This is a genomic window from Streptacidiphilus sp. PB12-B1b, from assembly GCF_014084125.1.
Lineage (GTDB): Bacteria > Actinomycetota > Actinomycetes > Streptomycetales > Streptomycetaceae > Streptacidiphilus.
The window spans coordinates 7,562,297-7,587,209 of record NZ_CP048405.1 but is presented as its reverse complement, the minus strand read 5'-3'; the positions used below and the strand labels follow the sequence as shown (position 1 = coordinate 7,587,209).

34 protein-coding genes and 1 pseudogene are annotated in these 24,913 nt (G+C 68.1%); 23 read left to right on the top strand and 12 right to left on the bottom strand.

The window, feature by feature from the left end; all coding sequences use genetic code 11:
- Positions 1-11: 11 nt before the first annotated feature.
- The gene (locus GXW83_RS33255; RefSeq protein WP_182446779.1) at positions 12-536 is read left to right on the top strand and encodes a MarR family winged helix-turn-helix transcriptional regulator; all 525 of its coding nucleotides are present in this window, start codon (positions 12-14) and stop codon (positions 534-536) included.
- A 478-nt stretch (positions 537-1,014) separates the two neighbouring features.
- On the opposite strand, the gene GXW83_RS33250 is transcribed toward GXW83_RS33255, so the two are convergent.
- The 5 genes from GXW83_RS33250 to GXW83_RS33230 form a co-directional block, all read right to left on the bottom strand.
- Positions 1,015-1,749 (bottom strand): hypothetical protein, encoded by a 735-nt coding sequence (locus GXW83_RS33250; RefSeq protein ID WP_182446777.1) that lies wholly within the window; start codon positions 1,747-1,749, stop codon positions 1,015-1,017.
- Between the two features lie 165 nt (positions 1,750-1,914).
- On the bottom strand, positions 1,915-2,613 hold the full coding sequence (locus GXW83_RS33245) for a YafY family protein (RefSeq protein ID WP_182446775.1): 699 nt from the start codon (positions 2,611-2,613) through the stop codon (positions 1,915-1,917).
- Positions 2,614-2,804: 191 nt separating this feature from the next.
- Positions 2,805-3,047: a hypothetical protein gene (locus GXW83_RS33240; RefSeq protein WP_225447386.1), complete on the bottom strand. Its 243-nt coding sequence runs from the start codon at positions 3,045-3,047 to the stop codon at positions 2,805-2,807.
- Positions 3,048-3,534: 487 nt separating this feature from the next.
- Positions 3,535-3,810 (bottom strand): hypothetical protein, encoded by a 276-nt coding sequence (locus tag GXW83_RS33235; RefSeq protein ID WP_182446773.1) that lies wholly within the window; start codon positions 3,808-3,810, stop codon positions 3,535-3,537.
- Positions 3,811-4,399: 589 nt separating this feature from the next.
- Positions 4,400-4,945 (bottom strand): DinB family protein, encoded by a 546-nt coding sequence (locus GXW83_RS33230; protein WP_182446771.1) that lies wholly within the window; start codon positions 4,943-4,945, stop codon positions 4,400-4,402.
- 128 nt (positions 4,946-5,073) lie between these two features.
- Here GXW83_RS33230 and GXW83_RS33225 point away from each other — a divergent pair, with 128 nt between their 5' ends.
- Complete coding sequence (locus GXW83_RS33225) at positions 5,074-6,312, top strand: IS701 family transposase (RefSeq protein ID WP_182447720.1); 1,239 nt, start codon at positions 5,074-5,076, stop codon at positions 6,310-6,312.
- A gap of 270 nt (positions 6,313-6,582) precedes the next feature.
- Here GXW83_RS33225 and GXW83_RS33220 read toward each other — a convergent pair whose 3' ends face one another.
- From GXW83_RS33220 to GXW83_RS33210, 3 genes are read right to left on the bottom strand one after another with little or no spacing between them, the layout of a single operon-like run.
- Positions 6,583-6,990 (bottom strand): hypothetical protein, encoded by a 408-nt coding sequence (locus GXW83_RS33220; protein ID WP_182446769.1) that lies wholly within the window; start codon positions 6,988-6,990, stop codon positions 6,583-6,585.
- Positions 6,991-7,038: 48 nt separating this feature from the next.
- Entirely contained in the window at positions 7,039-7,437 is a 399-nt protein-coding gene (locus GXW83_RS33215; protein ID WP_225447603.1) for an ATP-binding protein, read from the bottom strand.
- Positions 7,438-7,495: 58 nt separating this feature from the next.
- The gene (locus tag GXW83_RS33210; RefSeq protein ID WP_182447719.1) at positions 7,496-7,903 is read right to left on the bottom strand and encodes an NUDIX hydrolase; all 408 of its coding nucleotides are present in this window, start codon (positions 7,901-7,903) and stop codon (positions 7,496-7,498) included.
- Positions 7,904-8,010: 107 nt separating this feature from the next.
- Between GXW83_RS33210 and GXW83_RS33205 the strand changes: the two genes are divergently transcribed.
- The 6 genes and pseudogenes from GXW83_RS33205 (at position 8,011) to GXW83_RS33180 (ending at position 12,359) form a co-directional block, all read left to right on the top strand.
- Positions 8,011-8,799 carry a GntR family transcriptional regulator gene (locus GXW83_RS33205; RefSeq protein WP_182446766.1) on the top strand — a complete coding sequence of 263 codons (789 nt, stop codon included), beginning with the start codon at positions 8,011-8,013 and terminating at the stop codon, positions 8,797-8,799.
- A gap of 182 nt (positions 8,800-8,981) precedes the next feature.
- Positions 8,982-9,332 (top strand): hypothetical protein, encoded by a 351-nt coding sequence (locus tag GXW83_RS33200; protein WP_182446764.1) that lies wholly within the window; start codon positions 8,982-8,984, stop codon positions 9,330-9,332.
- 4 nt (positions 9,333-9,336) lie between these two features.
- Positions 9,337-9,627: pseudogene (locus tag GXW83_RS33195) on the top strand (conjugal transfer protein TraS); the annotation flags it as partial.
- Between the two features lie 417 nt (positions 9,628-10,044).
- Positions 10,045-10,800, top strand: a complete 756-nt coding sequence (locus tag GXW83_RS33190; RefSeq protein ID WP_182446762.1) for a hypothetical protein — start codon at positions 10,045-10,047, stop codon at positions 10,798-10,800.
- A 25-nt stretch (positions 10,801-10,825) separates the two neighbouring features.
- The gene (locus tag GXW83_RS33185; protein ID WP_182446760.1) at positions 10,826-11,356 is read left to right on the top strand and encodes an HAD domain-containing protein; all 531 of its coding nucleotides are present in this window, start codon (positions 10,826-10,828) and stop codon (positions 11,354-11,356) included.
- Positions 11,357-11,417: 61 nt separating this feature from the next.
- Positions 11,418-12,359 (top strand): ADP-ribosylglycohydrolase family protein, encoded by a 942-nt coding sequence (locus tag GXW83_RS33180; RefSeq protein ID WP_182446758.1) that lies wholly within the window; start codon positions 11,418-11,420, stop codon positions 12,357-12,359.
- A gap of 269 nt (positions 12,360-12,628) precedes the next feature.
- Here the strand turns inward: GXW83_RS33180 and GXW83_RS33175 are convergent, their stop codons facing one another.
- Entirely contained in the window at positions 12,629-13,102 is a 474-nt protein-coding gene (locus GXW83_RS33175; protein WP_182446756.1) for a very short patch repair endonuclease, read from the bottom strand.
- A gap of 91 nt (positions 13,103-13,193) precedes the next feature.
- Here GXW83_RS33175 and GXW83_RS33170 point away from each other — a divergent pair, with 91 nt between their 5' ends.
- Positions 13,194-14,450, top strand: a complete 1,257-nt coding sequence (locus tag GXW83_RS33170) for a DNA cytosine methyltransferase (protein ID WP_182446754.1) — start codon at positions 13,194-13,196, stop codon at positions 14,448-14,450.
- Here GXW83_RS33170 and GXW83_RS33165 read toward each other — a convergent pair.
- The 3 genes from GXW83_RS33165 to GXW83_RS33155 all read right to left on the bottom strand — a co-directional run bounded on the left by GXW83_RS33165 (position 14,447) and on the right by GXW83_RS33155 (position 17,409).
- Positions 14,447-15,085 (bottom strand): HNH endonuclease, encoded by a 639-nt coding sequence (locus GXW83_RS33165; protein ID WP_225447602.1) that lies wholly within the window; start codon positions 15,083-15,085, stop codon positions 14,447-14,449. The genes GXW83_RS33170 and GXW83_RS33165 overlap by 4 nt on opposite strands.
- A 768-nt stretch (positions 15,086-15,853) precedes the next feature.
- Positions 15,854-17,092, bottom strand: coding sequence for a helix-turn-helix transcriptional regulator (locus tag GXW83_RS33160; protein WP_182446751.1), 1,239 nt, complete (start codon positions 17,090-17,092; stop codon positions 15,854-15,856).
- On the bottom strand, positions 17,089-17,409 hold the full coding sequence (locus GXW83_RS33155) for a putative quinol monooxygenase (protein ID WP_182446749.1): 321 nt from the start codon (positions 17,407-17,409) through the stop codon (positions 17,089-17,091). Before GXW83_RS33155 ends, GXW83_RS33160 begins: the two co-directional genes overlap by 4 nt.
- Before the next feature lie 151 nt (positions 17,410-17,560).
- Between GXW83_RS33155 and GXW83_RS33150 the strand changes: the two genes are divergently transcribed.
- The 14 genes from GXW83_RS33150 to GXW83_RS35515 all read left to right on the top strand — a co-directional run bounded on the left by GXW83_RS33150 (position 17,561) and on the right by GXW83_RS35515 (position 24,873).
- Positions 17,561-17,908 carry a hypothetical protein gene (locus GXW83_RS33150; RefSeq protein ID WP_182446746.1) on the top strand — a complete coding sequence of 116 codons (348 nt, stop codon included), beginning with the start codon at positions 17,561-17,563 and terminating at the stop codon, positions 17,906-17,908.
- A 6-nt stretch (positions 17,909-17,914) separates the two neighbouring features.
- Entirely contained in the window at positions 17,915-19,294 is a 1,380-nt protein-coding gene (locus GXW83_RS33145; RefSeq protein ID WP_182446744.1) for an FtsK/SpoIIIE domain-containing protein, read from the top strand.
- A gap of 80 nt (positions 19,295-19,374) precedes the next feature.
- Positions 19,375-19,599 carry a hypothetical protein gene (locus GXW83_RS33140; RefSeq protein ID WP_182446742.1) on the top strand — a complete coding sequence of 75 codons (225 nt, stop codon included), beginning with the start codon at positions 19,375-19,377 and terminating at the stop codon, positions 19,597-19,599.
- 285 nt (positions 19,600-19,884) lie between these two features.
- The gene (locus tag GXW83_RS33135; protein WP_182446740.1) at positions 19,885-20,586 is read left to right on the top strand and encodes a DUF2637 domain-containing protein; all 702 of its coding nucleotides are present in this window, start codon (positions 19,885-19,887) and stop codon (positions 20,584-20,586) included.
- Between the two features lie 16 nt (positions 20,587-20,602).
- Positions 20,603-20,794 carry a mobile element transfer protein gene (locus GXW83_RS33130; RefSeq protein WP_182446738.1) on the top strand — a complete coding sequence of 64 codons (192 nt, stop codon included), beginning with the start codon at positions 20,603-20,605 and terminating at the stop codon, positions 20,792-20,794.
- 17 nt (positions 20,795-20,811) lie between these two features.
- A complete protein-coding gene (locus GXW83_RS33125) occupies positions 20,812-21,000 on the top strand; it encodes a hypothetical protein (protein WP_182446736.1) in 189 nt (62 codons plus the stop codon).
- Positions 21,001-21,042: 42 nt separating this feature from the next.
- Positions 21,043-21,357 (top strand): SpdD protein, encoded by a 315-nt coding sequence (locus GXW83_RS33120; RefSeq protein WP_182446734.1) that lies wholly within the window; start codon positions 21,043-21,045, stop codon positions 21,355-21,357.
- A 2-nt stretch (positions 21,358-21,359) separates the two neighbouring features.
- Positions 21,360-21,647 carry a DUF4031 domain-containing protein gene (locus GXW83_RS33115; RefSeq protein WP_182446732.1) on the top strand — a complete coding sequence of 96 codons (288 nt, stop codon included), beginning with the start codon at positions 21,360-21,362 and terminating at the stop codon, positions 21,645-21,647.
- 93 nt (positions 21,648-21,740) lie between these two features.
- Positions 21,741-21,929, top strand: a complete 189-nt coding sequence (locus tag GXW83_RS33110) for a hypothetical protein (protein ID WP_182446730.1) — start codon at positions 21,741-21,743, stop codon at positions 21,927-21,929.
- 5 nt (positions 21,930-21,934) lie between these two features.
- On the top strand, positions 21,935-22,123 hold the full coding sequence (locus GXW83_RS33105) for a hypothetical protein (RefSeq protein ID WP_182446728.1): 189 nt from the start codon (positions 21,935-21,937) through the stop codon (positions 22,121-22,123).
- Positions 22,120-23,496: a replication initiator protein RepSA gene (gene repSA / locus GXW83_RS33100; RefSeq protein ID WP_182446726.1), complete on the top strand. Its 1,377-nt coding sequence runs from the start codon at positions 22,120-22,122 to the stop codon at positions 23,494-23,496. Before GXW83_RS33105 ends, repSA begins: the two co-directional genes overlap by 4 nt.
- On the top strand, positions 23,493-23,735 hold the full coding sequence (locus tag GXW83_RS33095; RefSeq protein ID WP_182446724.1) for an excisionase family DNA-binding protein: 243 nt from the start codon (positions 23,493-23,495) through the stop codon (positions 23,733-23,735). The genes repSA and GXW83_RS33095 overlap by 4 nt, the downstream gene beginning before the upstream one ends.
- Positions 23,735-24,379: a hypothetical protein gene (locus GXW83_RS35520; protein WP_370466843.1), complete on the top strand. Its 645-nt coding sequence runs from the start codon at positions 23,735-23,737 to the stop codon at positions 24,377-24,379. The genes GXW83_RS33095 and GXW83_RS35520 overlap by 1 nt, the downstream gene beginning before the upstream one ends.
- Positions 24,283-24,873, top strand: coding sequence for a tyrosine-type recombinase/integrase (locus GXW83_RS35515; RefSeq protein WP_370466907.1), 591 nt, complete (start codon positions 24,283-24,285; stop codon positions 24,871-24,873). The genes GXW83_RS35520 and GXW83_RS35515 overlap by 97 nt, the downstream gene beginning before the upstream one ends.
- Positions 24,874-24,913: the final 40 nt, after the last annotated feature.

The window sequence follows — 24,913 nt, the reverse complement described above, 5'->3', positions numbered from 1 at the left end:
GCACACACCGAATGACAGCGGAAGGCGGCGACCGCCGAGTGGAACAGGACTACGTCGACCAGCTCATCGAGGTCGTCGCCCGCACCCACGACCCGGCCGTGACCGAGGCCAAGGCGCTGGCCTACCGACTGCGTAGGCTCGCGCACCGGCTGGAGACCGACATCAAGCGGGAACTGACCCCCCAGGGCATCGACCTGTGGGAGTTGGAACTGCTGGGCTGCCTGATGCGGACCGAGCCCCACCACCGGCTCTCCGCAGGGCAGCTCATGGCACAGCTTCAGCTGACCTCCGGCGCGATCACCAACCGGGTCGCCAAACTCGAACAGAACGGCTGGGTGACCCGGGACCTCGACCCGAATGACCGCCGCTCGGTCCTCGTCACCCTCACCGCCGCCGGAGCCCGGCGTGCCCAGGAGGTGTTCGCAACCAAGACCAACACGGAGTACACCCTGCTCTCCCCGCTCTCCCCGGCTGCCCAGCACCGCATCAACAACGAACTGCGCACCCTGCTGCTCTCCCTCGAAGGGCCGGCCTGACCCGCGCCCGCCCCCGGCCGGACCCCGTCCAGGACCGGCTGCGGGCCGAGCAGGACGGGGCCCTGTCGGCGGGCCGGCTCACCAGGGGACGACCCCGTTTCGTCGTCGAACAGCCGACCGGTCGGGCCGTCGTCCGACCGGGTGGACGGTGACGGCGTTGAGGTAGGTCTTCGCCGGGCGTGGTGTGCAATGCCAGGGCCCCGACGGGGCTTGACCGGTTCACGATCCGCAGGTGCTGCGAACGGCGCGGCAGCGGCAGCACCGCGTTGGTGCCCCGACCTCCCGAGGGGCCGACGGCTCAGCTGCGGAGCCTGACGCAGCTCCTGGTGAACGAGCGCATTCCTCATTCGTGCGGAACCGGCTCTCGCACATGCGAGTGCCCGAGGCACAGTCGATGACCGGCCTGACCCACCTTCACCGCCGCCATCCACCGGCGTCGCTTCACCGGCAATGCCCGGTCGATCCTGTCAACGACCGCTCAGTACCGGAACGGACGGATCCCGGTCATCGACCACCCCTGCGCGAGTCGGCCGTCGCGCACCGTCAGCAGGTCGGCTCCGCCCACGACGTCGCCGTCCGGGCCTGTGGACGTCCACAGGAACGCGACGCGCCCGCGGGCGGGGTCGACGACCGGTGACCGGTGAACCGCGACAGCCCCGCCGGACCACCGTGAGGCCAGGCCGGCCAGGCCGTCCGGACCGGCCGCGTCACCGTCCGGGCCCGCCCCGGAGAACAGCGTGAAGTCGCCGGTCACCAGGTCCCCGGCCGACGAGGCCTCGCCGTTGCGCAACCGCAGCCAGCGGTGCAGCAGGTCCTCGATCAGGGTCGGGTCGGCCGGGCCGAACCCCTCCGCAGCGGAGTCCGGCCGTTCGCAGCGGCGCTCCGCCACGAACGTCCAGTTCTCGTCGACGAGGTCGCCCCGCAGGACGTTGACGTCCATCCCGCTCCGCACCGTTCCGTCGGGCGCCCGCACGTCCCACAGGTATGCGAACCGGTCACCGCCGTCGGCGAGCACCCGCGGGGTGAAGGCGTTGGCGCGCTCCACGCGGTACCGGGCGGCGCACCGCTCCTGCTCCTGCGCGCCGACCGCCGAGTCCAGGCTGGTGAGGCGGTCGGACCACTGCACGCACGTGTCGGTCATCAGATCATGTGCCAGGGACGGGTCCTCGTCCCACATCCGGCACCAGAGGGTCATGCGCTTCTCGTTGTTCATGCAGACCAGCCTCGCAAACCGCGGCGACACCGTCCTGTCGGTGTTCCAGGTCACATTCCGGGGGCCGGCCCGGGGCCGGGCGGCTCGGCTCGTGCCATGCTCCGACAGGAGGGCGGCCGGCTGCCGCGGTGCGGTGGCAGGTTCGGGTCGGGGGTTCGACCCGTGTCACGATCCGGCGGGTTCGGCGGCCAGCCGCCGCAGTTCGGCTGCCCACTCCTGCCCGCGCGGGACGACCCGTTCGTCCGACAGTTCCGCCGACGCGATCCGGTCCAGCTGGAAGCCGCGTACAGCGGACCGGAGCCGGCACCAGCCCGCGAGATACCAGCCGGACGGTCCCCACAGCAGCCCCAGCGGTTCGACGTCGCGCGCCGTCACGGCACCCTCCCGATCGGTGTAGCCCAGGCGCACGACCCGCCCGGAGACCAGGGCGTCGCCGATGACGTCGCCCCACGCGGCGCCGACGGCGGGCGAGTGCCCGCCGACCCGCCGCACCCGGTCGGCGAGTTCGGCCTCCCGTCGGCGCACGTCAGCGGGCAGCACCGCCAGCACCTTCTGCGCGGCGCGGCGCGCAGCCGCCGCCAGCGGGAAGGCGCCCGCCGCCCGCACGGCGACACCGACGGCCAGCGCCTCGCCGGGCGTGAGCGTCACCGGCGGGAGCGTACGGTCGCGGTCCAGGCTGTAGCCGCCGACCCGCCCGGTGTCGCTGCGGATCGGCAGCCCTGACTGCCTCAGCGCGTCGAGATCCCGCTCGACGGTACGCACACTGACCTGGAACCGCCGCGCCAGCCACGGGGCGCTGCGCGGCCTCGGCGAAACCGCTCGCAACTCCTCGACCATGGCGAACAGGCGATCAGTGCGGTTCACCCACCCAGAATAACGTCTCGCCACTCTCCCAACGGCTCGCGCCGGCCGCCGCCACCTCCGCACCAGGCTCCGCAAACACCCTGAGTACGGGTACCTCAGCCCGCTCGAATCCAGAGCCAGACTGCGGCACGGCTCCACCCCCGCAGCGTAAGCAATCGCTGTCAGGGAGGAACTTCACAGCCTCAAGGACCTCATGCGCGCATGAGCCAGTCCTCGACCCGCGCCGCGATCATCCACCAGCACTCCAGCAGGGTCCAGGCCAGTCCGTAGCAGTCATCCGGTCCGAAGCACTCGACCAGTGCACTTGCCTCCTCCGCGGTCACGGGTCCGGAGATGGCGCGCAGCTGCCGGCCGCGTCGGTTGATCTCCTCTTCGGTACCGCTCCAATCAGGGAGGGAGCCGTCAGAGATGAACGCCAGCACTTCGGATCGCATCGCGCCGTGATCTGACGCTGCTTGCACGGCTGCGAGAGCCAACCCCGGCTCTGAGCTTGGGAATCACAGCGGGTAGCGGCCCTAATCGCGCCCTGACCTGCACGAACGTGGGCTGACGGTTCCCAGTGCTCGGTCCGTTGATCCTCTTGATTCACCGTGGCTGACCGCCCTATCTGGTGCACATCTGGTGCGCGGGCGCGGGCGGAGTGAGGGGTGGGTCATGCCACCATTCCGGCCCCGAGGTGGCTCCCGGAGGCCATCCACTGCCACCCCCCTTGAACTCCGCCGCACGAGTGCAGACCCGCGAGTCGCAATGCTCTCAACCGTAGGGCCTGACACTGACAGGCCACGAGTCCTGGAAGAGTCCGTTCCCGGATGGCGACTGACCAGGCGATCCGCTGACCTGCGGCGGAGCGTCGCTCTCGCCGTTGTTCCCCGCGACTCCCCGCCGTTGCCCTTCAGGACGGGCATACAGCGGGCATGCCGTTCAGTTGGCGTCCAGCACTCCGCGCAGACCCTTGATCATGAGGAAAACCCCCAAGGCCACGAACAGGCAGAGACCAGCCCGGTTTATCACGACGCCAGTGCGATAGAACTTGCGTTCTGGTCTCATGCCCCCGCGAAGGTTGATCCGGTAGGCGACCCCTCGGAAGTTGATGACATAGGCCACGAAGGCGAGTGTCAGCACGGTGCTGACAGACAAAAGGACCCAGTAGCCCGACGGGCTCAAGTGGTTAACGTCGATCACATTTGCAGCCAGCACTTGGCCTCCCCTGCGGGCAGTCTATCGATGTGCTGCGGGGAACTCCGTCGGCGTCATAGGCACGGCAGATGTCGAAGAAGTGATGCACCAGTTCGATGACCTGCGGCCAAACCGCCGACCCCTCCCCCTGAGCTGTGGGAGAGCGGTCGGCGGTTGTCGTCGTTGTGCACCCTTGGTCACCCTCGCACGGCCCCGAGACGACCCAAGGGGGCTGGTGGGGTCTGGTGGCTCGGCTGGCTCAAGGGTGAGGCGGTCCCGCAGGGGGTTTGCCGTGCTGGGCTACAAAGCTCGCGTAGTCCTCAGTCTCAAAGTGATCGACTGCGCCAAACAGGAAGCGCAGCTCTGCGATCTGTCTCCAGCCACCTGTCAAGTATGCCTGCACTGGAGGCAGAGGCGGTTGGGGTTCGCACACCCATTTGCCATCGACGCAGCGGATCTTGATGGTATTGGGTGCGGTCATGCGCGGAAGGCTATCGCTGTCGGGGTCAGCTCTGGGCCGGGCCCCCGGCTCTCCGCAGGAACCACACCCCTCCCCGCAGCCCCCACCCTTAGCCACGATCTAATACTCCAGCCGTAGATCGTGATCTTGCTACTGCTTGGCGGCGAAGGTGTGGAGGTAGAGGTCGCGAAGGACACCGAGTTCGCCACCATGGTGAGCGGTTTCGTCCAGGGCATGAAGGGCCAGCAGTAGGTAGCTCTCCTGGGCGTATGCGCCAGCCCGGGGACCCATGGGCTGGAGAAGGCGGTCATCGCCGAGGGATTCAACTCGGGTTCGGAATCGGGACCAGTCATTGGTCAGCATCCGCACGCCTTCGGCCGCCGTGCCCGGCCACAGATGCCGGTCACCGCTCTGGGATTCGTCTTCAAAGAAGCGGCCGTAGCCGCGCAGGCAGTCCGCACCGATGTGCCAAGTGCGCCAGGCGATCGTAGTGAACGGCGCCGGTCGGGCATCGCCTGCGGGCTGTGGGTCGGCACGGAACACACCGTTCGTATCCGCACGGAGCGTCATGCACGAGGCAACGGGCTCCCAGAGGTATTCGGCGTCGGTGAGGCCGTCAAGGCGAGCGATGGTTCTGGACCGTACGTCGTCAAGGGTTTCGAGCAGATCTCTGGTGACGGGGCCGGGTGAGGCCATTGGCAGCTCCAGGTTCGCCGATGGGTGCGGCCACCGTTGATCATCAGTGTGTGAAGACAGAAGATCATGAAGTGGCCGCGGGGCACAGCGTAGACCCTGCCCACTGGCAGAGGGCCTTCGAGGGCCTGATGGACCGGATCGCGGGCCGGTTCGCGCGTGTCGAACCCCGCCGACGGATACGGCGGCTGGTGCTCGGACTGCTCTCGGACCTGCCCCGGAAGAACTGCTGGACCATCGCCGAGTGGGCCGGGGAGACGAGCCCGGACGGCATGCAGCATCTGCTGAACCGCGCCAAGTGGGACGCTGACGCCGTCCGTGATGACGTGCGCGAATACGTCGTTGATCACCTCCGCGACGAGGCAGCGGTGCTTGTTGTCGACGAGACCGGCGACGTGAAGAAGGGCACCCACACCGTCGCCGTCCAGCGCCAGTACACCGGCACTGCCGGCAGGATCGAGAACTCCCAGGTCGCCGTCTACCTTGTCTACGCGGGCGAGCGGGGACACGCGGCGGTGGACCGGGAGCTGTACATCCCGCGCTCCTGGACGTGCGACCCGGAACGCTGCCAGGCAGCGGGGCTCGGCGAGAACACCGTCTTCGCGACCAAGCCTGAACTGGCCCGCACGATGATCGAACGGTTTCTTGACGCCGGGCACCGCGTCAGCTGGGTCACCGGGGATGAGGTCTACGGCGGCAACCCGAAATTGCGGACGGCTCTGGAAGGACACGGCATCGGCTACGTCCTCGCGGTGGCCTGTTCGACTGAAGTCCCCACCCAAGCAGGCAAGTTCCGGGCAGACCGCCTGGCCAAACTGCTGCCGAAGCGGGCCTGGCAGAAGCTGTCGGCCGGACGCGGTGCGAAGGGGAACCGCTTCTACGACTGGGCGGTCATCGACCTGAACGCCACCTGCCCGGGCCGCCACCAACTGCTGATCCGGCGCAACCGCGTCACCAGTGAACTCGCCTACTACCGGTCCTTCTCACCCCAGCCGGTGCCGCTGACGGAGCTGGTGCGGGTCGCCGGATCCAGATGGCGGGTGGAGGAGACCTTCCAGACTGAGAAGGGACTGGCCGGACTCGATGAGCATCAAGTCCGCCGCTACTCCTCCTGGACCCGCTGGGTCACCCTCGCCATGCTCGCCCACGCCTTCCTCGCCGTCGTCCGTGCCGACGAACACACCCGCCGTCCTGGGCCGGCAGACCTGGTCCCGCTGTCCTGCAACGAGATCCAGCGCCTGTTCATCGCGCTCGTCGTCCGGCCGGTCCACGACGCGGCCCACCGGCTCAGCTGGTCCGACTGGCGACGCCGCCATCAAGCCCGGTCTCGCACCAGCCATTACCGGCGACAGGCCGCATCCCGGACATGAAGATCACGATCTACAGCTGGAGTACTAACCGGTGGCCGCTGGCCGGGCCTTGGCCATCCCGGAGCCGGAGCGCCCCCGCCGGAGGCATTGTTCTGACCGGTGGGCTGGGATCTGGGTCAGCCCTCGCTGGTATCCCTGTCTGAGCAACTGGGCGCGCGGGGTGGCTGGCGCGCTGGAGCGGGGCGGAGACAGGAGCGGCGGCGCGTTGGACGCGCCGCGCGCCCGGAGGAGCGTTAGCGACGACGGGCCTTGAACTCGTAGAGAAGGTTGTTACTCACTGAACTCCGAGCGCCGGTTGGTGAAGGCGCAGAGCAGGGTGTAGCGGATGACTGGCTTGCCGGGCGGTGGAAGCAGAGGCAGGTAGAGCACCGGGCGGGCGGTCCACTCAAGGTGTGAGCCTGGGAAGGTTGCTGTGATGGTGATGGGCTGACCGCCGGTCAGGGCGGCGACGGCTTGGGCGTGATCGCTGGCCATCCAGCGGGTGAGGTGGTCGTGCTCGTTGGGGTCGACCGTGTAGAGGATGGTGCCGAGGCCGTGGCGGATCCAGCGGATTGCCTGTGCTGCGTCGGTGGCGTTGTGGAGGGCCACCAGTTCGGGGCCTTCGCCTGTGGCCGGGTTCATGGAGCGGCACTCGCTGCGGTAGCCACGGTGGATCAGAGATGCGGCTTGGATGGTCATGGGATGCCTTCCAGCAGGTGGGGGAATGGGGGTGGGGTGGAGCGGTGGTCACTGAGCCGGGATCTGGAGTACGGCGGTGACAGTGCGCCCGAGGTGGTCACCGGTAATCGCGACCTGGTGGGCGAGGACGTGGACGATGTCGAGCCCGCGGCCGTGAGTGGCATCAGCGCCGGCCTGCTGCACTTCGGGGGAGTGGAGCTTGGTGCCTCCGTCGGTCACGGCGACTGTGAGCGTGTCCGGGCAGACAGTGACGGTGACGAGGAACGTGCCTCCGCCGTCGGAGCTGGCGGTGTGGCGGAGGGCGTTGGTGCTCAGCTCGCTGACGATCAGGGCGGCGTCGTCGGCGCATGGTGTCTCGCGGAGGATTTCGCTCACCCAGCGGCGGGCCCGGCTGATTTCTTGTGGGCAACCTGGGCAACTGAGCCCCCAGACCCGTGGACTACTCATATACTCGTCCATATAAGTTCCTTTATGCTGGTGGGCCGCCATGGGTAGTCGCTTCGAGCTAGATGAGTTTGACGCCGTCGTGCGCTCGGACGGCTGCCGGTGCCACGGCGTCCAATGCGTCCAGGACGCGGATCGCATATGCCTCGTCGGCCAGGTCGGTGACCTCGTCGCGGCTGGCCCAGCGAAGTGCGCGGGTCTCGTCGCCGGTGGTCAGGTTGCCGTCGAGGGCCTCGCAGCGGAAGACGAGGGACACGATCAAGCCGGTCATGTTTTTGTACACGCCAGTGAGGACGGCCGGAAGCGCGATCTTGATGCCGGTCTCTTCCAGCACCTCGCACTGGAGGGCGTCGGGGATCGTCTCTTCCGGTTCGAGCACGCCGCCCGGGGGCTCCCAGTGGCCGTTGTCCCGGCGCTGAACCAGAAGCGCGCGGCCCCGGTCGTCGACGATGACTCCGGCGACGCTCACGGAGTGGGGGCGGTCAGTGCTCACGTTCCTCAGTCCCCTCGAATGGCTAGGCTCTCCACCGTAGCAATAAAACTCACCTGCTCGTCTAGATGTCCTAAGGAGTGCAAATGCCGCCTCTCTCCTCCGGCCTGCTCGGTGCGCTTGATGCGACCAGCGACCGCGCCGTGTTCCGCCAGATCGCTGACCAGCTGCGTGAGGCGATCGACAAGGGGCGTTTCGCCGAGGGGGACAAGCTCCCCTCCGAAACGGAGCTGATCGAGCACTACGGCGTATCGCGGATGACCATCCGCAACTCGATCTCGGTCCTCCAGGGGGAGGGGTTGGTTGCGTCGGAGCACGGCAAGGGCGTGTTCGTCCGCCCGCGCCCCCCGGTCCGGCGCCTCGCCTCCGACCGCTTCGCCCGCCGGCACCGCGAGCAGGGCAAGTCGGCCTTCACCGTGGAAGCGGAAGCGGTCGGGGGCCACGCCGAGGTCGACGGCCTGGTGGTGCGCGAAGAGAAGCCGTCCCAGGACATCGCTACTCGCCTGGGGGGTGCCCGCAAGGTCCTCGCGCGGCGTCGCCGCTACCTGCTCGACGGGCGGCCGGTCGAGTTCGCCGTGTCGTACCTCCCGCTCGACCTGGCGCGGAACACGCCGATCGCCGAGCCCAACCCGGGCCCCGGTGGCATCTACGCCCGCCTCGAAGAGCTGGGCCACCGCCTCGACCACTTCGATGAGGAGGTCAGCGCCCGCATGCCCACCCCGGAGGAGGTCAAGACGCTCCGCCTGGCGTCCGGAGTACCGGTGATCCACCTGATCCGCACGGCGTACGACACCGAGGGCCGTCCGGTGGAGGTCTGCGACACGCTGATGGCGGCGGACGCCTATGTTCTCGCCTACCAACTGCCTGCCACCTGAGGGTCGATGGGGGCGCCAGCGGGGTCGCCGGTGTCATCTCCTGGAACTCGTACACGGCAACACGCCAACTTATCTAGACGAGTAGCTGACTCCCGTGGCACAGTGGTTCCCGCAGCCAGCTTCGCCGGTTGCAACCAGTGTTACTTGTATAGACGAGTAGCTGTCTTGATGAGGAGAAGGCGTTGCGTTCCATTCGAGTTGAGACCTCGTCGGCAACGATCCTGCTGACCGAGGCCCCGGAGACCAAGGTCAAGAACCGGCAGACCGGCGAGATCGCCAAGGACGCCGTCAGCGGCGAGACGCTGAAGACGGTCGGGGTCGTCTACATCGAGGACGGGGAGTCCTCGCTGATCAAGGTCACTATTCCGGAGAGCGGGGTGGGAGAGGGCCTGGCCCTCGGTTCGCCGGTCTCGCTGCCCGGTCTGGTGGCCCGCCCGTGGGAGAGCACGTTCAACGGCCAGCAGCGGCACGGCATCGCGTTCCGTGCCACAGCCGTGATGGCCGGTGCTTTCCCGATGGCGATCGGGGCCTGACGGAATGTCGGACCTACTGACGCTCATGGAGGTGGGTGGTCCGGTCGCCGCGCTCGGTGGTGGGGCTGCCTACCTCCGGGCCCAGCGCCCCGCCGCCTACTGGTGCACAGTCGGCCTGCCGCTCTCCACCGCGCGGCTGCTGGGTTCCTACGGCTCGGTCATGGACGCGTGCGGGCTGACCGTCGCACCGTCCAGACCGCGTGTCATGCCCGACCGGGCCACCGCCCGCCGCGAGGTACGGCCGGTTCAGCCGCACGCGGGGATCTGTCCGACCTCGACCGGCATGCGCGGTCGGGGAACGGTTGGGCAGCCCGAGGAACGGTGATTGCTACGAGGAGCGCGCAAGGGGCGCGGCCGATGATTTGCGCTCGAACAGCAAAGAGGCCCGGCCTGGGGATCATGTCCCTAGGCCGGGCCTTTTCTGTGGAGCGGGTGACGAGAATCGAACTCGCGCTCTGAGCTTGGGAATCTCAAGATCCTTGACCGCATTTCCCCAGGTCAGGGCGATACAGCCTCCACCATGTCGCCCCGATCAAGGGTCGGCCATGGCCACTGTTGACTCCTGCGTACCGCTCCTACCGGTGCGCGGGTGGTGCGCCGAGCTTCGGGGAGGGTCGATACGGAAGGGGCACCCTGCGATGTCAGCCCTGATCGGTAGCTTGTTGCTGGCACGTGCGGCTGCGCGTGAGTCCTCTGGGGGAAGGCGTAGTTCATGGGCGCGAAAACGGGATTGCTGATCTATTCGCACGGTGCGGCGGCCGACGCCCTGCGGCGAGCGACAACGATGGACGCCCGCCGCACGGCCGCACTTCTCGCCCGCGTCCACCCGGGCTGCGAGATTCAGTCCGCAGACGGCAACACTCTCGGCGACGGGACCTACCCACCCGATGGAGTCTCCTACCTGGCCGCCTTTGAGGACGCGGAGGTCATCTGCGACCGCCAGTGGATGGACTACCTCCCGTCCGAGTTGCCCGCTCACCTTGTCGAGGCGAGCGCCGGTCGGAGACTCGTCCTGCACGCCATGCACAGCGTGGTGGACGCACTCACCTTCGCGGTCTGGGAGGACGGCCGGCTCATCCGCTCCCTCAGCCTGTCCCCCGACAGCGGAATCATGGAGAACATCGGGACGCCCTACGCCTTCGAAGCGCCGTACTGGGCCGGTCAGCACCCGGTGGACCCCGACCCCGACTGGGAGGACGAGGAACCGTATCCGCTGCCGTTCCATCCCCTCGAACTCGGCGAGGACGCCCTGCGCACCTTGGCCGGATTCATCCTGGAGGGCCAGCCGCACCCAGACGATGTGGACCCGTACACCATCCCACTGAACGGCTACCGGGTGACCGCCCCCCACGCCCCCGATCCAGCACTGGCGCGAGCCGCTCTCGAACGGGCCGTGAAGTCCATGGGCCCACCTCGGATCCTCCGCTTCAATCCCGACGGCTCAATCACCACGTCGGCCGGCGCATAGACCGCTGAACGGCTACCGTGCAGCCGTGACCAGCCCAGTACTGCCCCCACTGCTCTTCCTCGACGTCGACGGACCGCTCATCCCCTTCGGGGCGACACCGGAGCAACTCCCGGACGGGTATCCGACGTACCGGACCCCGCCCGAACTACGGGGCGTCAGCGCGAACCCACTCCTTGCCAGAATCGATCCCGCGCTCGGCCCCCTCCTCGCGGCCCTGCCGTACGAACTGGTCTGGGCCACGACCTGGATGGCCGACGCCAACGAGTGCGTCGCGCCCCGCCTCGGACTGCCGCAGCTTCCGGTGGTGGACTGGCCAGACCCCTCGGACGACGACGAGTTTGGCGCACTGCACTGGAAGACGCGCCCGCTGCTGGCCTGGGCCGCCGACCGACCGTTCGCCTGGGTGGACGACGAAATCACCGACGCAGACCGTGCCTGGGCAACCGCCCACCACCGCGGCCCCAGCCTGCTCCGACGCATCGACCCCAGCTTCGGCCTGCTGCCGGACGACTTCACCGCGCTCACCGCATGGGCCGCCGCACTCGGCCCACACTGAACACCGGCCCGTGTCAGAAACCCCCGTGCCGTCCCCTGCCCACCGCATCTAGGCTGCCGCCATGGATCGCAACCAGCGGGTGACAGGTGCCGTCGTTGGCTCGGCGGTCGGTGACGCGCTCGGTGCGCCCTTCGAGTTCAGCAGGGAACGCACGTTCTCCAAGCGCTTCCCGCAACCGGACCCCGACAAGGAGATGTGCGGAGGTGGAAGCTGGGAACCCGGCGAGGCCACCGACGACACCCAGATGGCCGTCCACCTCGCCGAATCCCTGCTGGAGCGCGGCGGCCTGGACCTACCGGACATCTTCGACCGCTTCCAGCGCTGGGCCACCGACGACCCCATGGACATCGGCCTCCAGACCGAGAGCGTGCTGACCAACGGCTACCCCTGGGACCAAGCCGCCGCCGTTCACTTCCAGACCCACCACCGCGCCGCGGGCAATGGCTCGCTGATGCGCGCCACGACCTCCGCCGTCTACTTCGCCCGCTCCGGGCAGCAGACCACTATGGACGCGGCCCGCCGCATCGCCGCCCTTACCCACGGAGACCCGGCCGCCTGGGAGGGCACCGCGATCTTCCACGAACTCGTCCGCATCGCCCTGGACGGCGACGACCCCCTCGCCGCCCTGCCCGACATCCTGCCCCTGATCGACCCGGACCAGCGCGAGCGCTACGCCGTCGTCCTGGCCCCCGACTGGCACCCCGACCAGGCCACCGAGTTCAACGGCGCCGTCTGGCCCTGCCTCGGCTCCGCTGTCTGGGCCCTACGCACCACCACCTCCTTCGACGCCGCCCTCCGCACCGCTGTCGACCTCGGTGGCGACACCGACACCGTCGCAGCCGTCACCGGCGGCCTCGCCGGCGCGGTCTACGGACTCGACGCCGTCCCCGCCCCGTGGACGCGCCCGCTCCATGTCCTCCTGCCGGGATCCGGCGGCCGGGAGCTGGATTTCACCGACTTGGCGGAACTCGCCGCGCGCCTGGAGAAGCAGCCGGTCGAGTAGGTCAGCTATGGTGCGGAGCCTCGAAATTGGCTGGACTACGAGCAAGCCCCGGGCTACTGGCCTGGGGCTTTGTATTGGAGCGGGTGACGAGAATCGAACTCGCGCTCTGAGCTTGGGAAGCGTTGCCGAACCAGCCGGGGGAAACCAGCTTTGACCTGCACGTTAGCCCCGCCGTACGCGTAGCATCACATGATCAAATGTGCCGCGGGTTCCCGTGGTTTACCGCCTGGCTCCGCCCCAAGGGGCACGCCGGGGGCACGCACGTACAATCACTCACTGGTCGGCCTCAGCTTGGGTGGGGCTGACTCACTCTTGGTGTCGAGCGCCCGGATGATGCGCCATGTTGCCTCGGTGGGCACTTCATGCTCCCAGACGCGCACAACGGTCCATCCTGCTGCCGTAAGGGCCTCATCTGCAGCTCGGTCACGGGCGACGTTACGCTCAAGCTTTGGCCCCCAGTACTGACCGTTCACGCCTGGCTGTCGGCCGTGCTCGGGGCAGCAGTGCCAAAAACAGCCGTCAACGAAGACGGCAACCTTCGCACGAGTGAACAGGATGTCCGGCCGGGGGCGCACGCCATCCAGGTCCAGGCGAACATCGACGCGGTACCGCTTGCCTGCACCATGCAGCAGCGAGCGGATCTCGCGCTCAGGCTTGGTGTCCCTGCGCTTGATCGCAGCCATGTTGCGCGAGCGGCCTGGCGTCGGAGGCTGCAAGGCAGTTGGATCGCTACTGTGGGCCATCAGTCACATCGTACTCACGAGTGTCAGACGCGTGGTGTTCGATGAGACAGGATAGTAGTCCTGTTGTAGGTCCCGATCCGGAGGTACGAGCGTGGCTGATCTGTCCGCCCTGGAGATCTGTGCGGGCGCTGGAGGACAGGCGCTCGGTCTTGAACTGGCAGGCTTTGACCATGCCTTGGCTGTCGAGCTTGACCAGAACGCTGTGGCCACGCTTCGCGCAAACAGGGAATGGGATGTACGTTCTGGTGACGTTGCCGACGAAAGCGTCTGGAATCCGAAGGAATACGTGGGAATCGACCTCCTCGCTGGTGGCGTCCCATGCCCTCCGTTTTCGATTGCCGGTAAGCAGCTCGGCGCCGCGGACGAACGTGATCTCTTTGCGTGGGCCGTTGAACTTGCGGGCAATGTAAAGCCGCGGGCGCTTCTCCTGGAAAACGTACGCGGCCTATCTATGCCACGTTTTTCGGCCTACCGTCAGCACGTCAAGGACCGACTGAAGGAACTGGGTTACTGGTCCGACTGGAAGCTACTGCACGCCAGCGACTACGGGACGCCTCAGCTGCGTCCTCGTTTCGTCCTAGTTGCTATGCGGCATGAAGATGCGCAGTGGTTCGAATGGCCAGACGAATCGCCGTTCGTTGGGTCTGTGGGAAGCGCCCTTTATGAGCTAATGGCGGCAGATGGTTGGTCCGGAGCTGCCGACTGGGCGAAGGGCGCGACTGGCATTGCTCCGACCATCGTTGGCGGCTCCAAAAAGCACGGTGGCGCTGACCTGGGACCGACACGGGCGAAGGCAGCTTGGCGTGCCCTTGGAGTGGACGCCCTCGGAGTGGCCGATGCGCCGCCAAACTCCTCTCATCCTCGGTACTTTGTCCCAAAGCTCACGACCGAGATGGTCGCCCGCATCCAAGGCTGGGGCGCTGAACCAGCATATGAGTGGACTTTCACGGGCCGTAAGACTACTCGTTACCGTCAGATTGGAAACGCTTTTCCGCCGCCGGTGGCCCGCGCAGTGGGCACATCAATCGCGAATGCATTGAATCGCAAGGGTCAGCCCAAAGACGTTGCTGATGTAGAGAACGAAGTCATGCATGATCACCTCTATCTTGCACTAAAGGCGACTTCAACTTTCCTGACCGAAAGAGAATTGGTCAAGCTGTCCGGCGAGAAGATTGATTCCGCGACTTTCGAGCGACGGATGGCAACTCTTGCTCGAGACTTTGTAATCGATGAAGTAGAGCAGATCGAGGGCCGCGCGTATCAGCTCACGGGCTTCAAGGGATTCACTGGCCAGGCCGACCATGAGCGGCATGCACGATTTGCCGAGGAGCGTTCGCGCATTAGCTAGGATTCACCCAAAGTCCGTTGCAGATATGACATCAGCTGTTCGCGCTCGTTGTGTGAGAGATTTCGGGCGCGATCGTATGCTTGATCAAGTCGCGATCGGCTTCGTTCGCCACTTTGCATCCAGCTAGAAAGCTGACGGAGCTCTGCAGTTCTGAGCTGCCTGATTTCGGCAACTACTTCGTCGTACTGCTCGGGATCCGGAAGTTCGTTTCGAACTGTCTCATTGCACCGCGAGCACTCGGTTCGCCAGTTATCGATATCATCGGCGGCACCGCGAGACCGAAGCCTTTCCTGAGGCACACGGTGCCCAATCGTAAGACGGGCTTTAGCATTCGGCTCCCCTGGGTAGGATTCACCGACCCCAATTCCGCATACCCGGCAGCGTGATCCGTCACGATCGAGAACGATCCGCCGGACACGCTGAGAAGGCCTGAATGCCTGCTGAGCAGCGCGTTCCTCGTCAATCCAAAGCTTGGCACCCTTCACCTCTACCCGGTAGGTATCCGGCGGGAGTTGGCGGTCATCCTTATTGGAGGGAATTTCCCACCCTGCATCCCGGAGTTCCCGCAGCCGCCGGTTGAGATGCTCGGAGCTTCCTTCGAGATCTGATCCGAGGGCGGAGCGGAGCTCACGCATTGTGAAAGTGTCCCCTAGTTCCTTGCGGAACCACAGATAGGCGGCAACTCGACCGACCTGCCCAAATGGTCGCTGCGTGCCTGGCCGATAGGACAACTCCCACCAGAGGGTGCCATCGGGAGCTCTTGATTCGTCGTAGTCACTCGCATCCGCAGGCATGTACCGGATTATGGCCGGCTCTGCCGATCGATGCCCAGTGATCGCAGAACTATCCGTTGGCCTCTGGAGTCTCACGAAAGACTCTGTCCACATAGCTACCGATCAGCCTGGCGTGCCAAGGTGGAAGGTGCGGCTCCGCAAGGGCACGACGATGCCCGCTGCTATCCCGTCTGCCGTCGTCCCACACCTCGGTGGAGCGGGCCTGCCCCCTGGGTGTCCAGGTGGAGCGCCCTACTGGACGTACGACCTGGACACCCAGGGGGCAGGCCTGCTCGGCTCTGCCTGGGGCGACGGCAGACGGGATAGCAGCTCCACACCTCAACCAGAACCAACCTGAACGCGCTGGCTGGACCGTGGTCATCCCGGAGCCGGGGCGTTCCCCGCCGGAGGCATCGTCTGAAGCCACTGCGCTCGGCACTACCCTTGGCCGCTCGGGGTTCGCCCTGCATGCCCCTTGGCCTATCTCTTGCGGGCGCGGGGTCCGGCGAGCCGCGCGGAGCGGGGCGGAGACAGGAGCGGCGCGCGAGCGCGCCGGACCCCGCGCCCGGCGGAGCGGCAGCGACGCCGGGTGCCTTGATACAGGGGAGAAACTTGGAACAGCTCCGCTGGCTACGGCTTGGCGTCAGCACGCTCGGCAAGTCCGCGCAGCTCTGGCGAAGCTGACCTCCCTGCGACAAGCATGAGTTCGCGAATCGTCTCGCGCGCCGCGATGTGAGTACTGACCATCTCTGGAGCAAGCTCCTCAGCCTGGAGCAAGTACTCCAGAGCTTCGCCTGGCTGGCGTCGCTGGGCATAGGCCCGGCCTAGATCCATCAGCAAGCGTGCCCGCCGCTCTACCGAGAGGCCAGACGCGTCGATGCCCTGGCTGATGTCGATGGCCTCACCGGCATCGCCCAGCTCGACAGCGCTGGCAACGGCTTGGATCTCAACGTTCGTAGGGCCAAATTCGAGATTGAAGTCGTTGCGATCTTCGCCGATTCGCCGGGCAACGGCCCGGGCTAGCCCGATCTCATCCCGCGCCTTGGCACGGTCACCCGCCTTCGCGTGCACGGTGGCGAGCTGAAGATGGAGAGCGCCAAGAACGGAAAGTGCCTCAGGTTCGCCATCCACCTCGGTGTACTGATGCAAGGCATTCACCGCCGTGGTGGCGGCATGCTCAGCCTGGTCGAGACGCTTGAGGCGGACGAATGCCTGCGAGAGTCGATAGATGCCAGCGAAGACCTGAAGCGGTTGGCCGGACCGTTCGGCTGCACTGATCGAGCGGTCAGCCGCCACCCATGCGGCATCTGGCTCGTCCTGGCGGACGAACGCCGCGGCAAGGGCCTGGTAGGTGCGTCCCAGAAGTTGCCACAGTTCAGGGCGGTCTTTGGCCGGTGCGGTGCGGGCTGCCCGCTCGAGCCGCGGGATCAGGGGTCCGAGACTGGCGCTCAGTTCCGCGAATTTGTCGGCGTGTGTCAGATCCCAGATGCGATCAACTGCTGCTCGCAGCTCGGGAAGGCTGGCCCGGTTGCTGCCCGTCTGGTCTGAGAGCAGAACCTCAGGCACGGGATGGCCGGACAGGAGCAGCCGGGCCTGGTCGAGGTCGTTTGGCTTTACTTCGTCCGCGATCGCGGAGGACGGCGCGTCCAGCTCGGGGAGGTCGGGCCGCAGCGTCGCGCGCGAGACCCCCAAGGCATCGGCCAGCATGCGGAGCACAGGAAGGCGGTTGACGGGCTGGATGCCCCGCTCCACCTGTGAGAGCCAACTCGCAGTACGGCCGATTTCTGCCGCAAGCTCGGCTTGGCTCTTGTCTCGCTCCCTGCGGTACGCGGCAACTCTGGCCCCGAACGCGACGTCCTCAGCGGTCACGCTGCCACCGGCCCCTTGCCTGCCTGTGCGTCCAGGAAGGTGACCTGCAGGGCGTTGATGTACTGCTCTCGCTCGGCAAGGAAGTGCTTCGTGTGGGGCTGCTGCTCGTGGGCGTCGAAGGCGTCGCGATCGGCGTACAGCTCGTAGAAGACCCTGACGTTGGGCTCATCGGGGACGGTGTGCACCACGTAGATCAACGTTCCCGGCTCGTGGGCCTTGATGCCCTCCGCCGTTTGCGACACGAGCTGATCGAACCCGGCTGCTGCTGTCGCATCGTGCAGCTCGAACCGGACGACCAGACCAAACCCGCTGCTCATGGAGCCTCCTATGTAGTCACAGACAGAGTCCCAGAATCACAGCAGGACTGCTACTCGCAGATTCTCTTGACTCGCAGTTTTTCTGTGAGTACTGTCATAGACATCCTGCTACTCGGTGTGAGTGCCGGGTGCCGACTCTGGGAGTTGCCCAATGCGTTCCATCCCCGTGGACACGTCGAATGCCATGATCATGCTGGCTCTGCTGCGTGGGCCGAAGATCAAGGACCGCAAGACCGGTGAGCTGGCCACCGATGCCGACACCGGTGCGACGATGATGCTCGTGGACGTCACGTTCATCGCGGACGGTGCGGCCGAGGTCCTGTCCCTGTCCGTCCCCGAGCCCGGCATCCCCGAGGGCCTGACCCCCGGCATGCCGGTGCGGCTCACTGGTCTGGTGGCCCGGCCGTGGGAGAACACCTTCGGCGGGGAGAAGCGCTCCGGCGTTGCCTTCCGCGCCGCTGCCGTGACCGCGATGGCTCCCGTGACGGCGAAGGGCTGACCTGCCATGACCGCAGAGCAGATCCTGATCCTGATCGGCCTGTTAGCCGTGGTGGCTGGGCTGGAGGTGGCGCGTCGGGTACGTCCGGGCGTGTTCTGGGCGCTGGTGGGCCTGCCGCTGGTCCTGGTCCGCTTCGCGGCTACCTACCGCTCGACCATGGAGGCCTGCGGGCTGACGGTCCCGCCCTCGCGGCTGCGGCTGCTGGTCCTGCGGGCCGCGTCCCGTGAGCGGGAGATCCGCCCGGTCCCGCCGAAGATCCGCCGTATCCGCCCCACCACCACCGGCCTGCGGGTCCGCCTGCGCCTGGCCCCAGGACAGGAACCGGACGACGTGGCCGCGGCAACCGAGCGGCTGCGGCACACCTGGGGCGTGCACGGCGTCCACGTCCACCCCGTCAAGCCCGGCACGGTCGAACTGCGGCTGGTGGGCTTCGACGTCCTGCGCAAGGTGATCATGCCCCGCAAAACCCCCGGTGCCGGGCCGCTGTCGATCCCAGTGGCGGTGCGCGACGACGCGACCGTGTTCCTGCGCGAATACCTCGTCGTGCCCCACGCGCTGACCCTGGGGGCCACGCTGTCGGGCAAGTCGGTGTATGTGCGCAACCTGATCGCTGGACTGGCTCCGCAGCCGGTGGCCCTGGTGGGCATCGACTGCAAGCGCGGGGTGGAACAAGCCCCGTTCGCGCCGCGCTTCACGGCGCTGGCCACCGATCAGGAGCAGGCCGCGAAGCTCCTGCCCGCCCTGGTGGCGGAGATGGAGGAGCGCTTCGACCTGATCCGTTCCTGGCAGGGCTTGCCGGATGCGACCCCGGCGGAGTCGATCACCTCCGACATCTGGGGCCTGCCGGAGTCGGTGCGCCCAGTGCCGCTGGTGCTGCTGATCGATGAGGTCGCGGAACTGTTCTTCGTGCCGTCCGCGAAGGAGGAGAAGCGCCGCGACCAGATGGTCACCGACCTGATCCGCCTGGCCCAACTCGGCCGCGCGGCAGGGATGTTCATCGAGGCCTGCGGGCAGCGCTTCGGCTCGGAACTGGGCAAGGGAGCAACGATGCTCCGCGCGCAGCTCACCGGCCGGGTGGTGCACCGCGTCAACGACATCGAAACCGCCCGCATGGGCCTGGGCGACATCGCCCCCGAGGCCATGGCCGCGGCCTGCGAGATCCACCCCGACCGGCCCGGCGTCGCGGTGGCCGGGAACACCTCGGGTGGCTGGTCCCGCATCCGCACCCCGTTCCTGACCCTGGCCGACGCGGCCGCCACCTGCCGCACCTTCGCCCACCTGACCCCTGAGATCGCGGCCCTGGCACAGTTCCGCCCGCCGCGCCCGGTCCCGGCCCCGGTGACTGACCACCCCTCGCTGGTCAAGCCCATCCCGGTCACCGACTAACACCCCCTGCACCACAGTCGGCGTGACCGCTTCGCGCCCTGTCCCTACCCCCACCATGCCCGAAACCGGAAGGAGTTGACGTGCCGGACCTCTACTTCGCGGAGGGCGACCCGCGCCGCGACGACGTGAACCGCCTGGGTGACCTCTACGAATGCCTCAAGCATTACGTCTGGTCCCGCAAGGGCACCGCCGCCTACGACCACCAGTTCGCCACGGTCGTGGCCTCCGCGCTGGAAGCGGAGCACTCGGCCTGGAACCGCGGCACCTACCCCCCGGCCGGGCACGACTTTGCCCGGCAGGACTGACCGATGGCCACCGCCCGCAAGCGCACCCCCGCGAAACCCAAGCCCGCCCCGGCCCCCGTGCCGTGTGAGCCGTGCGAGGGGACCGGCCTGGTCTCCACAACGGTCCGCGTGGGCCGCCGTCAGCGCAACGTCGGCTCCCAGCAAGGCGCATGCCTGGCCTGCTGGGGCACCGGCGAAACCGTCCCCGACCCGAACTGATCCACCCCACGACCGCCGGTACCGGGCGGCAGGCCATCCCCTCGCCCCGCCCGGTCCCGGCCCCAACCCACCTGGAGGTGAACCGACATGCGCCGCGCCCTCGCCCGCGTGAACCCCGTCCTTGTTCAGGCCCTGATCGCCGCCGCCCTGTCGTTTGCTCACCTGCACGACATCGCCACCGCCGCCGGGCAGCACGGCTGGAAGGGCTGGGCCTACCCCGTCTCCGTTGACCTGCTGCTCGTCGCCTCCTGGCGCAGGCTGCGGACTAACCGCGCCACCGGCGCACCGATCCGCCTGGCCTGGGTCTGGTTCATCGTCGCCCTGACCGCATCCCTCGGTGCCAACGTCGCCACCGCCGGACTCATGGACCTGCACGCCGTCCCCTCCTGGCTGCGCATCCTCGTCGCCGGATGGCCCGCCGCCGCCTTCCTCGGCGGCACCCTCCTCGCCCACACCACCACCCCCGCCGAACCGGCCAAGGTCAATCCGACCCCCGGACCTGCTCCGGCCCCGGCCCCGGTCCCGGTGGAGCCGACGCCGGAGCCCGTCTACCTGCCCGCACCCACCCCGGCCCCGGCGCCGGTCCTGAGTGCGGCACCCGCGCCGGCCGAATCGGCCAACTCGACCGCCCCCGCTGCTGCGGTGCCTGCGCCGTTGCTGGCCCACGCGCGGAAGGTCGCCGACGAACACGCCACCCGCACCGGCTCCCCGATCGACACCGCGACCCTACGCAACCGGCTCGGCATCCCGCCGCAGCTCGCCGCCGCCATCACCGCCCAACTCACCTGACAGGAGACCTGAGCCCATGCCCCGACCCACCCGCTTCCGCGACGTGATCCGCATCGGACCCGTCCAAGTCGGCACCCACTACGACCAGCGCGGACACCTGCGCTACGCCGCCGTGTGCACCGCCCCGCGCTGCGACTTCTCCGCCGACTACCACAACCGCCCCGCCGCCGAACTCGCCGCCCGCACCCACCGCTGCACCCCCAACTAGCCAACAAGGAAACGCAGATGACCATCTCGCTGCCCCTGGTCGTGGTCCTGGCCCTGCTCGCCTGGATGGCCATCAAGTTCTTCGCCGTCCGCCTGTGGATCGTCGCCGTCCTGGTCCTGCTCGGCTTCTACCTCGCCCACAGCTTCCTCGCCCCGGCCATCGACTCCACCACCCGAACCGGTGTCCACATCGTCAACGACCACTGACCCCGCCCGCCCCGGCTCAACCCCACGAACAGGAGAACCGCCATGCTCCGCCCCCGCTACCCCGCCCCGACCGTCTACCCGACCACCATCGTCCAGCCGACCGCGCCGCCCGCCGCGCTCGCCCCGTACACGCCCCCGGCGGCACCTGTGGCCCCGGTCTATCTCACCCACCCCACCCCTGCCCGGCGTCCGGTCGCCCCCTACGTGGCTGCCGGAGCTGGGGCGGTCGCCGCGGTCCTGGTCGTCGGCACGGTCCTGACCGCGCTGCTCCTCGCCGTCGCGGTCACCGCGCTGTCGCTGGCCGTGGTCGCCGTGGTCCTGCGCCTGCTGCTCAACCAGACCAACCAGGGGCGATGACCATGACTGTCTACGTGGACGAGCTCATCGACTACGGCGACTTTGCTCGTGAAGTTGGCTTGCGCACCACCCGCTGGGGGCACCTGACGGCCGACACCCGTGAGGAAATGCACGCCTTCGCCGCCTGTATCCGCCTGCGCCGCGCTTGCTTCCAGGACCACGGCAATTACCGCTGGCACTACGACGTGACTCCCGGTAAGCGCGCCGCTGCGCTGCGCCACGGGGCTCAGTCGATCGACCGCGCAGGCCTGGCCGCTCTCATAGCCAAGCGCTACGCCGCGCACACCTAGTTCCGCCTCGGGGCGACCGCCCGATCCCTGCCAGGAAGACCGGTCGCCCCGAGCACCCTGCCCGCCCAACAAACGAAACAGGAGACCACCATCATGCCCGGCCCCACCACCACTGACAGCCGCGTGTGCGCGCACTGCGACGGCTTCCCCACCGTCGAGATCACCACCGGCGCACGCCGCCTGGACGGCACCCGCGCCACCATCACCGCCCACTGCCCCAACTGCCACGGCACCGGCCACACCACCCCGGCGCGTCCGACCCTCGCCATGAGCGGCAGGTGATCGCCATGGCGCTCCTGAACTGGCGTGACAGCTCCCACTGGTCCGACGCCCCGGCCCCGTGCGTGCTGTGCGACAAGCCGACCAACCTGCGCTCGGACCGCGGCAAGCCCGTCCACAAAGTCTGCGCCGAGGACTGGACCTCCACCCACCCCACAACGGCCACCGCCACCCCGGGACGGAGGAACCGCCGGTGACCACACCTACCCTGGACCCTGAGACCCTGAGCGACCTGGTGCGCGTCGCCGCGCGCCCGGACTTCGACCGGTGGCGGCACCAGGTCGCCCGCACCGGCGGCTGCGCGGCCCCGATCCGCATGCGCGGCTGGACCCGCACCACCGACCGCAAGACGGGCGTGGTCCTGCACCAGTTCTCCACCCACGACCAGCCCGACGGGGTACTGCGCCTGGCCTGTGGCAACCGGCGTGCCTCGCGCTGCCCCTCGTGCGCGGCCACGTACTCCGCCGACACGTACCACCTGATCCGCGCCGGGCTGGTCGGCGGCACCAAAGGCGTCGGCACCGGCGTGCGCACCCACCCCCGGGTATTCGCCACCTTCACCGCCCCCTCCTTCGGCCCGGTCCACAACCGCCCCGACCGCGGCACCTGCCGCTGCGGAACCCACCACCCCGACGGTGCCGACGTGCTCGGCACCCCGCTGGCCCCCGAGCGGTACGACTACACGGGGGCGGTGCTGTGGAACAACTACGCCGGGGACCTGTGGCGCCTGTTCGGGATCTACCTGCGCCGCGAAGTCGCCGCCCACGCCGGAATCACCCAAACCGCCCTCAAGACGGTCGCCCGCGTCTCCTACGCGAAGGTGGCTGAGTTCCAGCGCCGCGGGGCGGTCCACTTCCACGCCGTGATCCGCATCGACGGCCCCGAGGGCACCGACGACCCGCCCCCGGCCTGGGCCAAAGTGGGGCTGCTGGGTGATGCGATCCGGGCCGCGGTCCGCCGCGCCGCCGTCGCTGTCCCGGCCGCCGGACCGCACCCCGCCCGCGCCCTGCACTGGGGCACGCAGCTCGACGTGCGGCCCATCAAGGCCTTCGGCGCAGGCACCGACCTGACCGAACAAGCGGTCGCCTCCTATGTGGCCAAGTACGCCACCAAGGCAGCCGAGAACACCGGCACCGTCGACCGCCGCGTCGGCAGCCGCGAAGCCCTCGACCTGCTAGGAGTCCCGCCACACCCGCGCCGCCTGATCGAAGCCTGCTTCGACCTGGACCGCCACTACCCCGAACGCCGCCTGATGGCCTGGTCCCACATGCTCGGCTTCCGCGGCCACTTCGCCACCAAATCCCGCCGCTACTCCATCACCCTGACCGAGATCCGCACCGAACGCGCCGACTACCGCGCCGCCGAACAGCGCGCCGCCCTCGCCCTACCCGACCCCGACGACCCGGACGCTGGGACGGTGCTGACCCTGGCCCACTGGGTCTACGCCGGACAGGGCCACACCCCCGGCGAATCCCTCCTCGCCCAAACCATCGCCGACGACCTGCGCGAAACCCGCCGCCTGGGCCGCGAAGAACACGCCCACCTCATCGCCACAGAAGGAGCAGCATGACCAGCGCATCCCGTACCGCCGATCCCCTGCTCACCGTGGCCGAGGTCGCCCAACGCCTTGGCACCTGGAAGGACTCGGGGGAGCGGTTCCCCCGGCGGCTGATCGCCGAACGCCGGATCGAGTTCGTGCGCATCGGTCGCCACGTCCGTATCCGCGAATCCGTCGTAGAGGCCTACATCGACTCGGGCACGGTATTGCCCCTGACCCGGCGCACGCGCCGACTGAGGACAGCCGTCTGATGGCGACGAACCGGCGGCAGTTCGGCCGCATCCGCAAGCTCGCTTCGGGCCGTTGGCAGGCTCGCTATCCCGACCCGGAGGGCCTGTTGCGGCCTGCTCCGGATACGTTCCGCACCAAACGTGAGGCCGAGGTCTTCCTGTCGCTCATGGAGACCGATCTCCGGCGCGGTGACTGGCGCGACCCTGACGCGGGGGCGGTCAACTTCCTGGAGTACGCGGAAGCCTGGATCAAGGAAAGGGACCTTCGGCCGACCACTCTGGAGCTGTACGCGCGGCTGCTGCGGCTGCATATCGCCCCGACCTTCGGCAAGTTGGACCTCGCCCAAATCACGGCGCCGCGCGTGCGGGCCTGGCGTACTGCGCTCCTGGAGGCGGACAAGCGGATCACCGCTGCCAAGGCGTACCGGCTACTGCGCTCGATCCTGGCGACTGCTACCGATGACGACCTGATCCGGCGCAACCCGTGCCGAATCCGGGGCGCGGGCAAGGAGTCGTCCCCGAGCGCGGGACGGCGACGATCGAGCAGGTCTATGAGTTGGCCGAACTGGTGGGCCTGCGCTGGCGGGCGTTGGTGCTGCTGGCCGCATTCACCACGCTGCGGCCGGAGGAACTGGCGGAGCTGCGGCGGAAGGACATCGACATGACGGCCTCGACCGTTCGGGTCCGGATGGCTGCCCCGGAGCTAACCACGGGCCGCCGGGTGGTCGGCGACACCAAGTCGGACGCTGGCAAGCGGGTGGTGACCATCCCGTCTGTGATTCTTCCGGAGATCCAGCACCACCTGGATGTCTTCGCGGAGAAGGGGGCGAACGGACTGGTCTTCGTTGGCCCGGAGGGTGGTGCGTTCCGGCGCTCGTCCTTCGGGCGGATCTGGCGCAAAGCCCGCGACAAGGCGGGCCTGCCGGAGTTCCGGTTCTACGATCTGCGGCACACCGGGAACACCTTGGCAGCGGCAACCGGGGCCAGTCTCAAGGAGCTGATGTCGCGCATGGGGCACGCCTCGGTTCGGGCCGCGATGATCTACCAGCACGCCACATCCGAGCGTGACAGGAAGATCGCAGACGGCATGGATGCGGAGATCAAGAGCAAGCGCAGCGGGGGCGCGGCTAACCCGGCCGGAGAGGCTCCTCCGGGGTGAGGGGCACGTAGGGGGCACGACCGCCAAAACGGTGCTGGAA

Bases quoted from the DNA above. Each gene is read 5' to 3' on its own strand.
- GXW83_RS33255 (WP_182446779.1), top strand. From the start codon at position 12: ATGACAGCGGAAGGCGGCGACCGCCGAGTGGAACAGGACTACGTCGAC.
- GXW83_RS33250 (WP_182446777.1), bottom strand. From the start codon at position 1,749: ATGAACAACGAGAAGCGCATGACCCTCTGGTGCCGGATGTGGGACGAG.
- GXW83_RS33240 (WP_225447386.1), bottom strand. From the start codon at position 3,047: ATGCGATCCGAAGTGCTGGCGTTCATCTCTGACGGCTCCCTCCCTGAT.
- GXW83_RS33230 (WP_182446771.1), bottom strand. From the start codon at position 4,945: ATGGCCTCACCCGGCCCCGTCACCAGAGATCTGCTCGAAACCCTTGAC.
- GXW83_RS33225 (WP_182447720.1), top strand. From the start codon at position 5,074: ATGGACCGGATCGCGGGCCGGTTCGCGCGTGTCGAACCCCGCCGACGG.
- GXW83_RS33220 (WP_182446769.1), bottom strand. From the start codon at position 6,990: ATGACCATCCAAGCCGCATCTCTGATCCACCGTGGCTACCGCAGCGAG.
- GXW83_RS33215 (WP_225447603.1), bottom strand. From the start codon at position 7,437: ATGAGTAGTCCACGGGTCTGGGGGCTCAGTTGCCCAGGTTGCCCACAA.
- GXW83_RS33205 (WP_182446766.1), top strand. From the start codon at position 8,011: ATGCCGCCTCTCTCCTCCGGCCTGCTCGGTGCGCTTGATGCGACCAGC.
- GXW83_RS33190 (WP_182446762.1), top strand. From the start codon at position 10,045: ATGGGCGCGAAAACGGGATTGCTGATCTATTCGCACGGTGCGGCGGCC.
- GXW83_RS33180 (WP_182446758.1), top strand. From the start codon at position 11,418: ATGGATCGCAACCAGCGGGTGACAGGTGCCGTCGTTGGCTCGGCGGTC.
- GXW83_RS33175 (WP_182446756.1), bottom strand. From the start codon at position 13,102: ATGGCCCACAGTAGCGATCCAACTGCCTTGCAGCCTCCGACGCCAGGC.
- GXW83_RS33165 (WP_225447602.1), bottom strand. From the start codon at position 15,085: ATGCGTGAGCTCCGCTCCGCCCTCGGATCAGATCTCGAAGGAAGCTCC.
- GXW83_RS33155 (WP_182446749.1), bottom strand. From the start codon at position 17,409: ATGAGCAGCGGGTTTGGTCTGGTCGTCCGGTTCGAGCTGCACGATGCG.
- GXW83_RS33150 (WP_182446746.1), top strand. From the start codon at position 17,561: ATGCGTTCCATCCCCGTGGACACGTCGAATGCCATGATCATGCTGGCT.
- GXW83_RS33145 (WP_182446744.1), top strand. From the start codon at position 17,915: ATGACCGCAGAGCAGATCCTGATCCTGATCGGCCTGTTAGCCGTGGTG.
- GXW83_RS33135 (WP_182446740.1), top strand. From the start codon at position 19,885: ATGCGCCGCGCCCTCGCCCGCGTGAACCCCGTCCTTGTTCAGGCCCTG.
- GXW83_RS33130 (WP_182446738.1), top strand. From the start codon at position 20,603: ATGCCCCGACCCACCCGCTTCCGCGACGTGATCCGCATCGGACCCGTC.
- GXW83_RS33125 (WP_182446736.1), top strand. From the start codon at position 20,812: ATGACCATCTCGCTGCCCCTGGTCGTGGTCCTGGCCCTGCTCGCCTGG.
- GXW83_RS33120 (WP_182446734.1), top strand. From the start codon at position 21,043: ATGCTCCGCCCCCGCTACCCCGCCCCGACCGTCTACCCGACCACCATC.
- GXW83_RS33115 (WP_182446732.1), top strand. From the start codon at position 21,360: ATGACTGTCTACGTGGACGAGCTCATCGACTACGGCGACTTTGCTCGT.
- GXW83_RS33110 (WP_182446730.1), top strand. From the start codon at position 21,741: ATGCCCGGCCCCACCACCACTGACAGCCGCGTGTGCGCGCACTGCGAC.
- GXW83_RS33105 (WP_182446728.1), top strand. From the start codon at position 21,935: ATGGCGCTCCTGAACTGGCGTGACAGCTCCCACTGGTCCGACGCCCCG.
- GXW83_RS33095 (WP_182446724.1), top strand. From the start codon at position 23,493: ATGACCAGCGCATCCCGTACCGCCGATCCCCTGCTCACCGTGGCCGAG.
- GXW83_RS35520 (WP_370466843.1), top strand. From the start codon at position 23,735: ATGGCGACGAACCGGCGGCAGTTCGGCCGCATCCGCAAGCTCGCTTCG.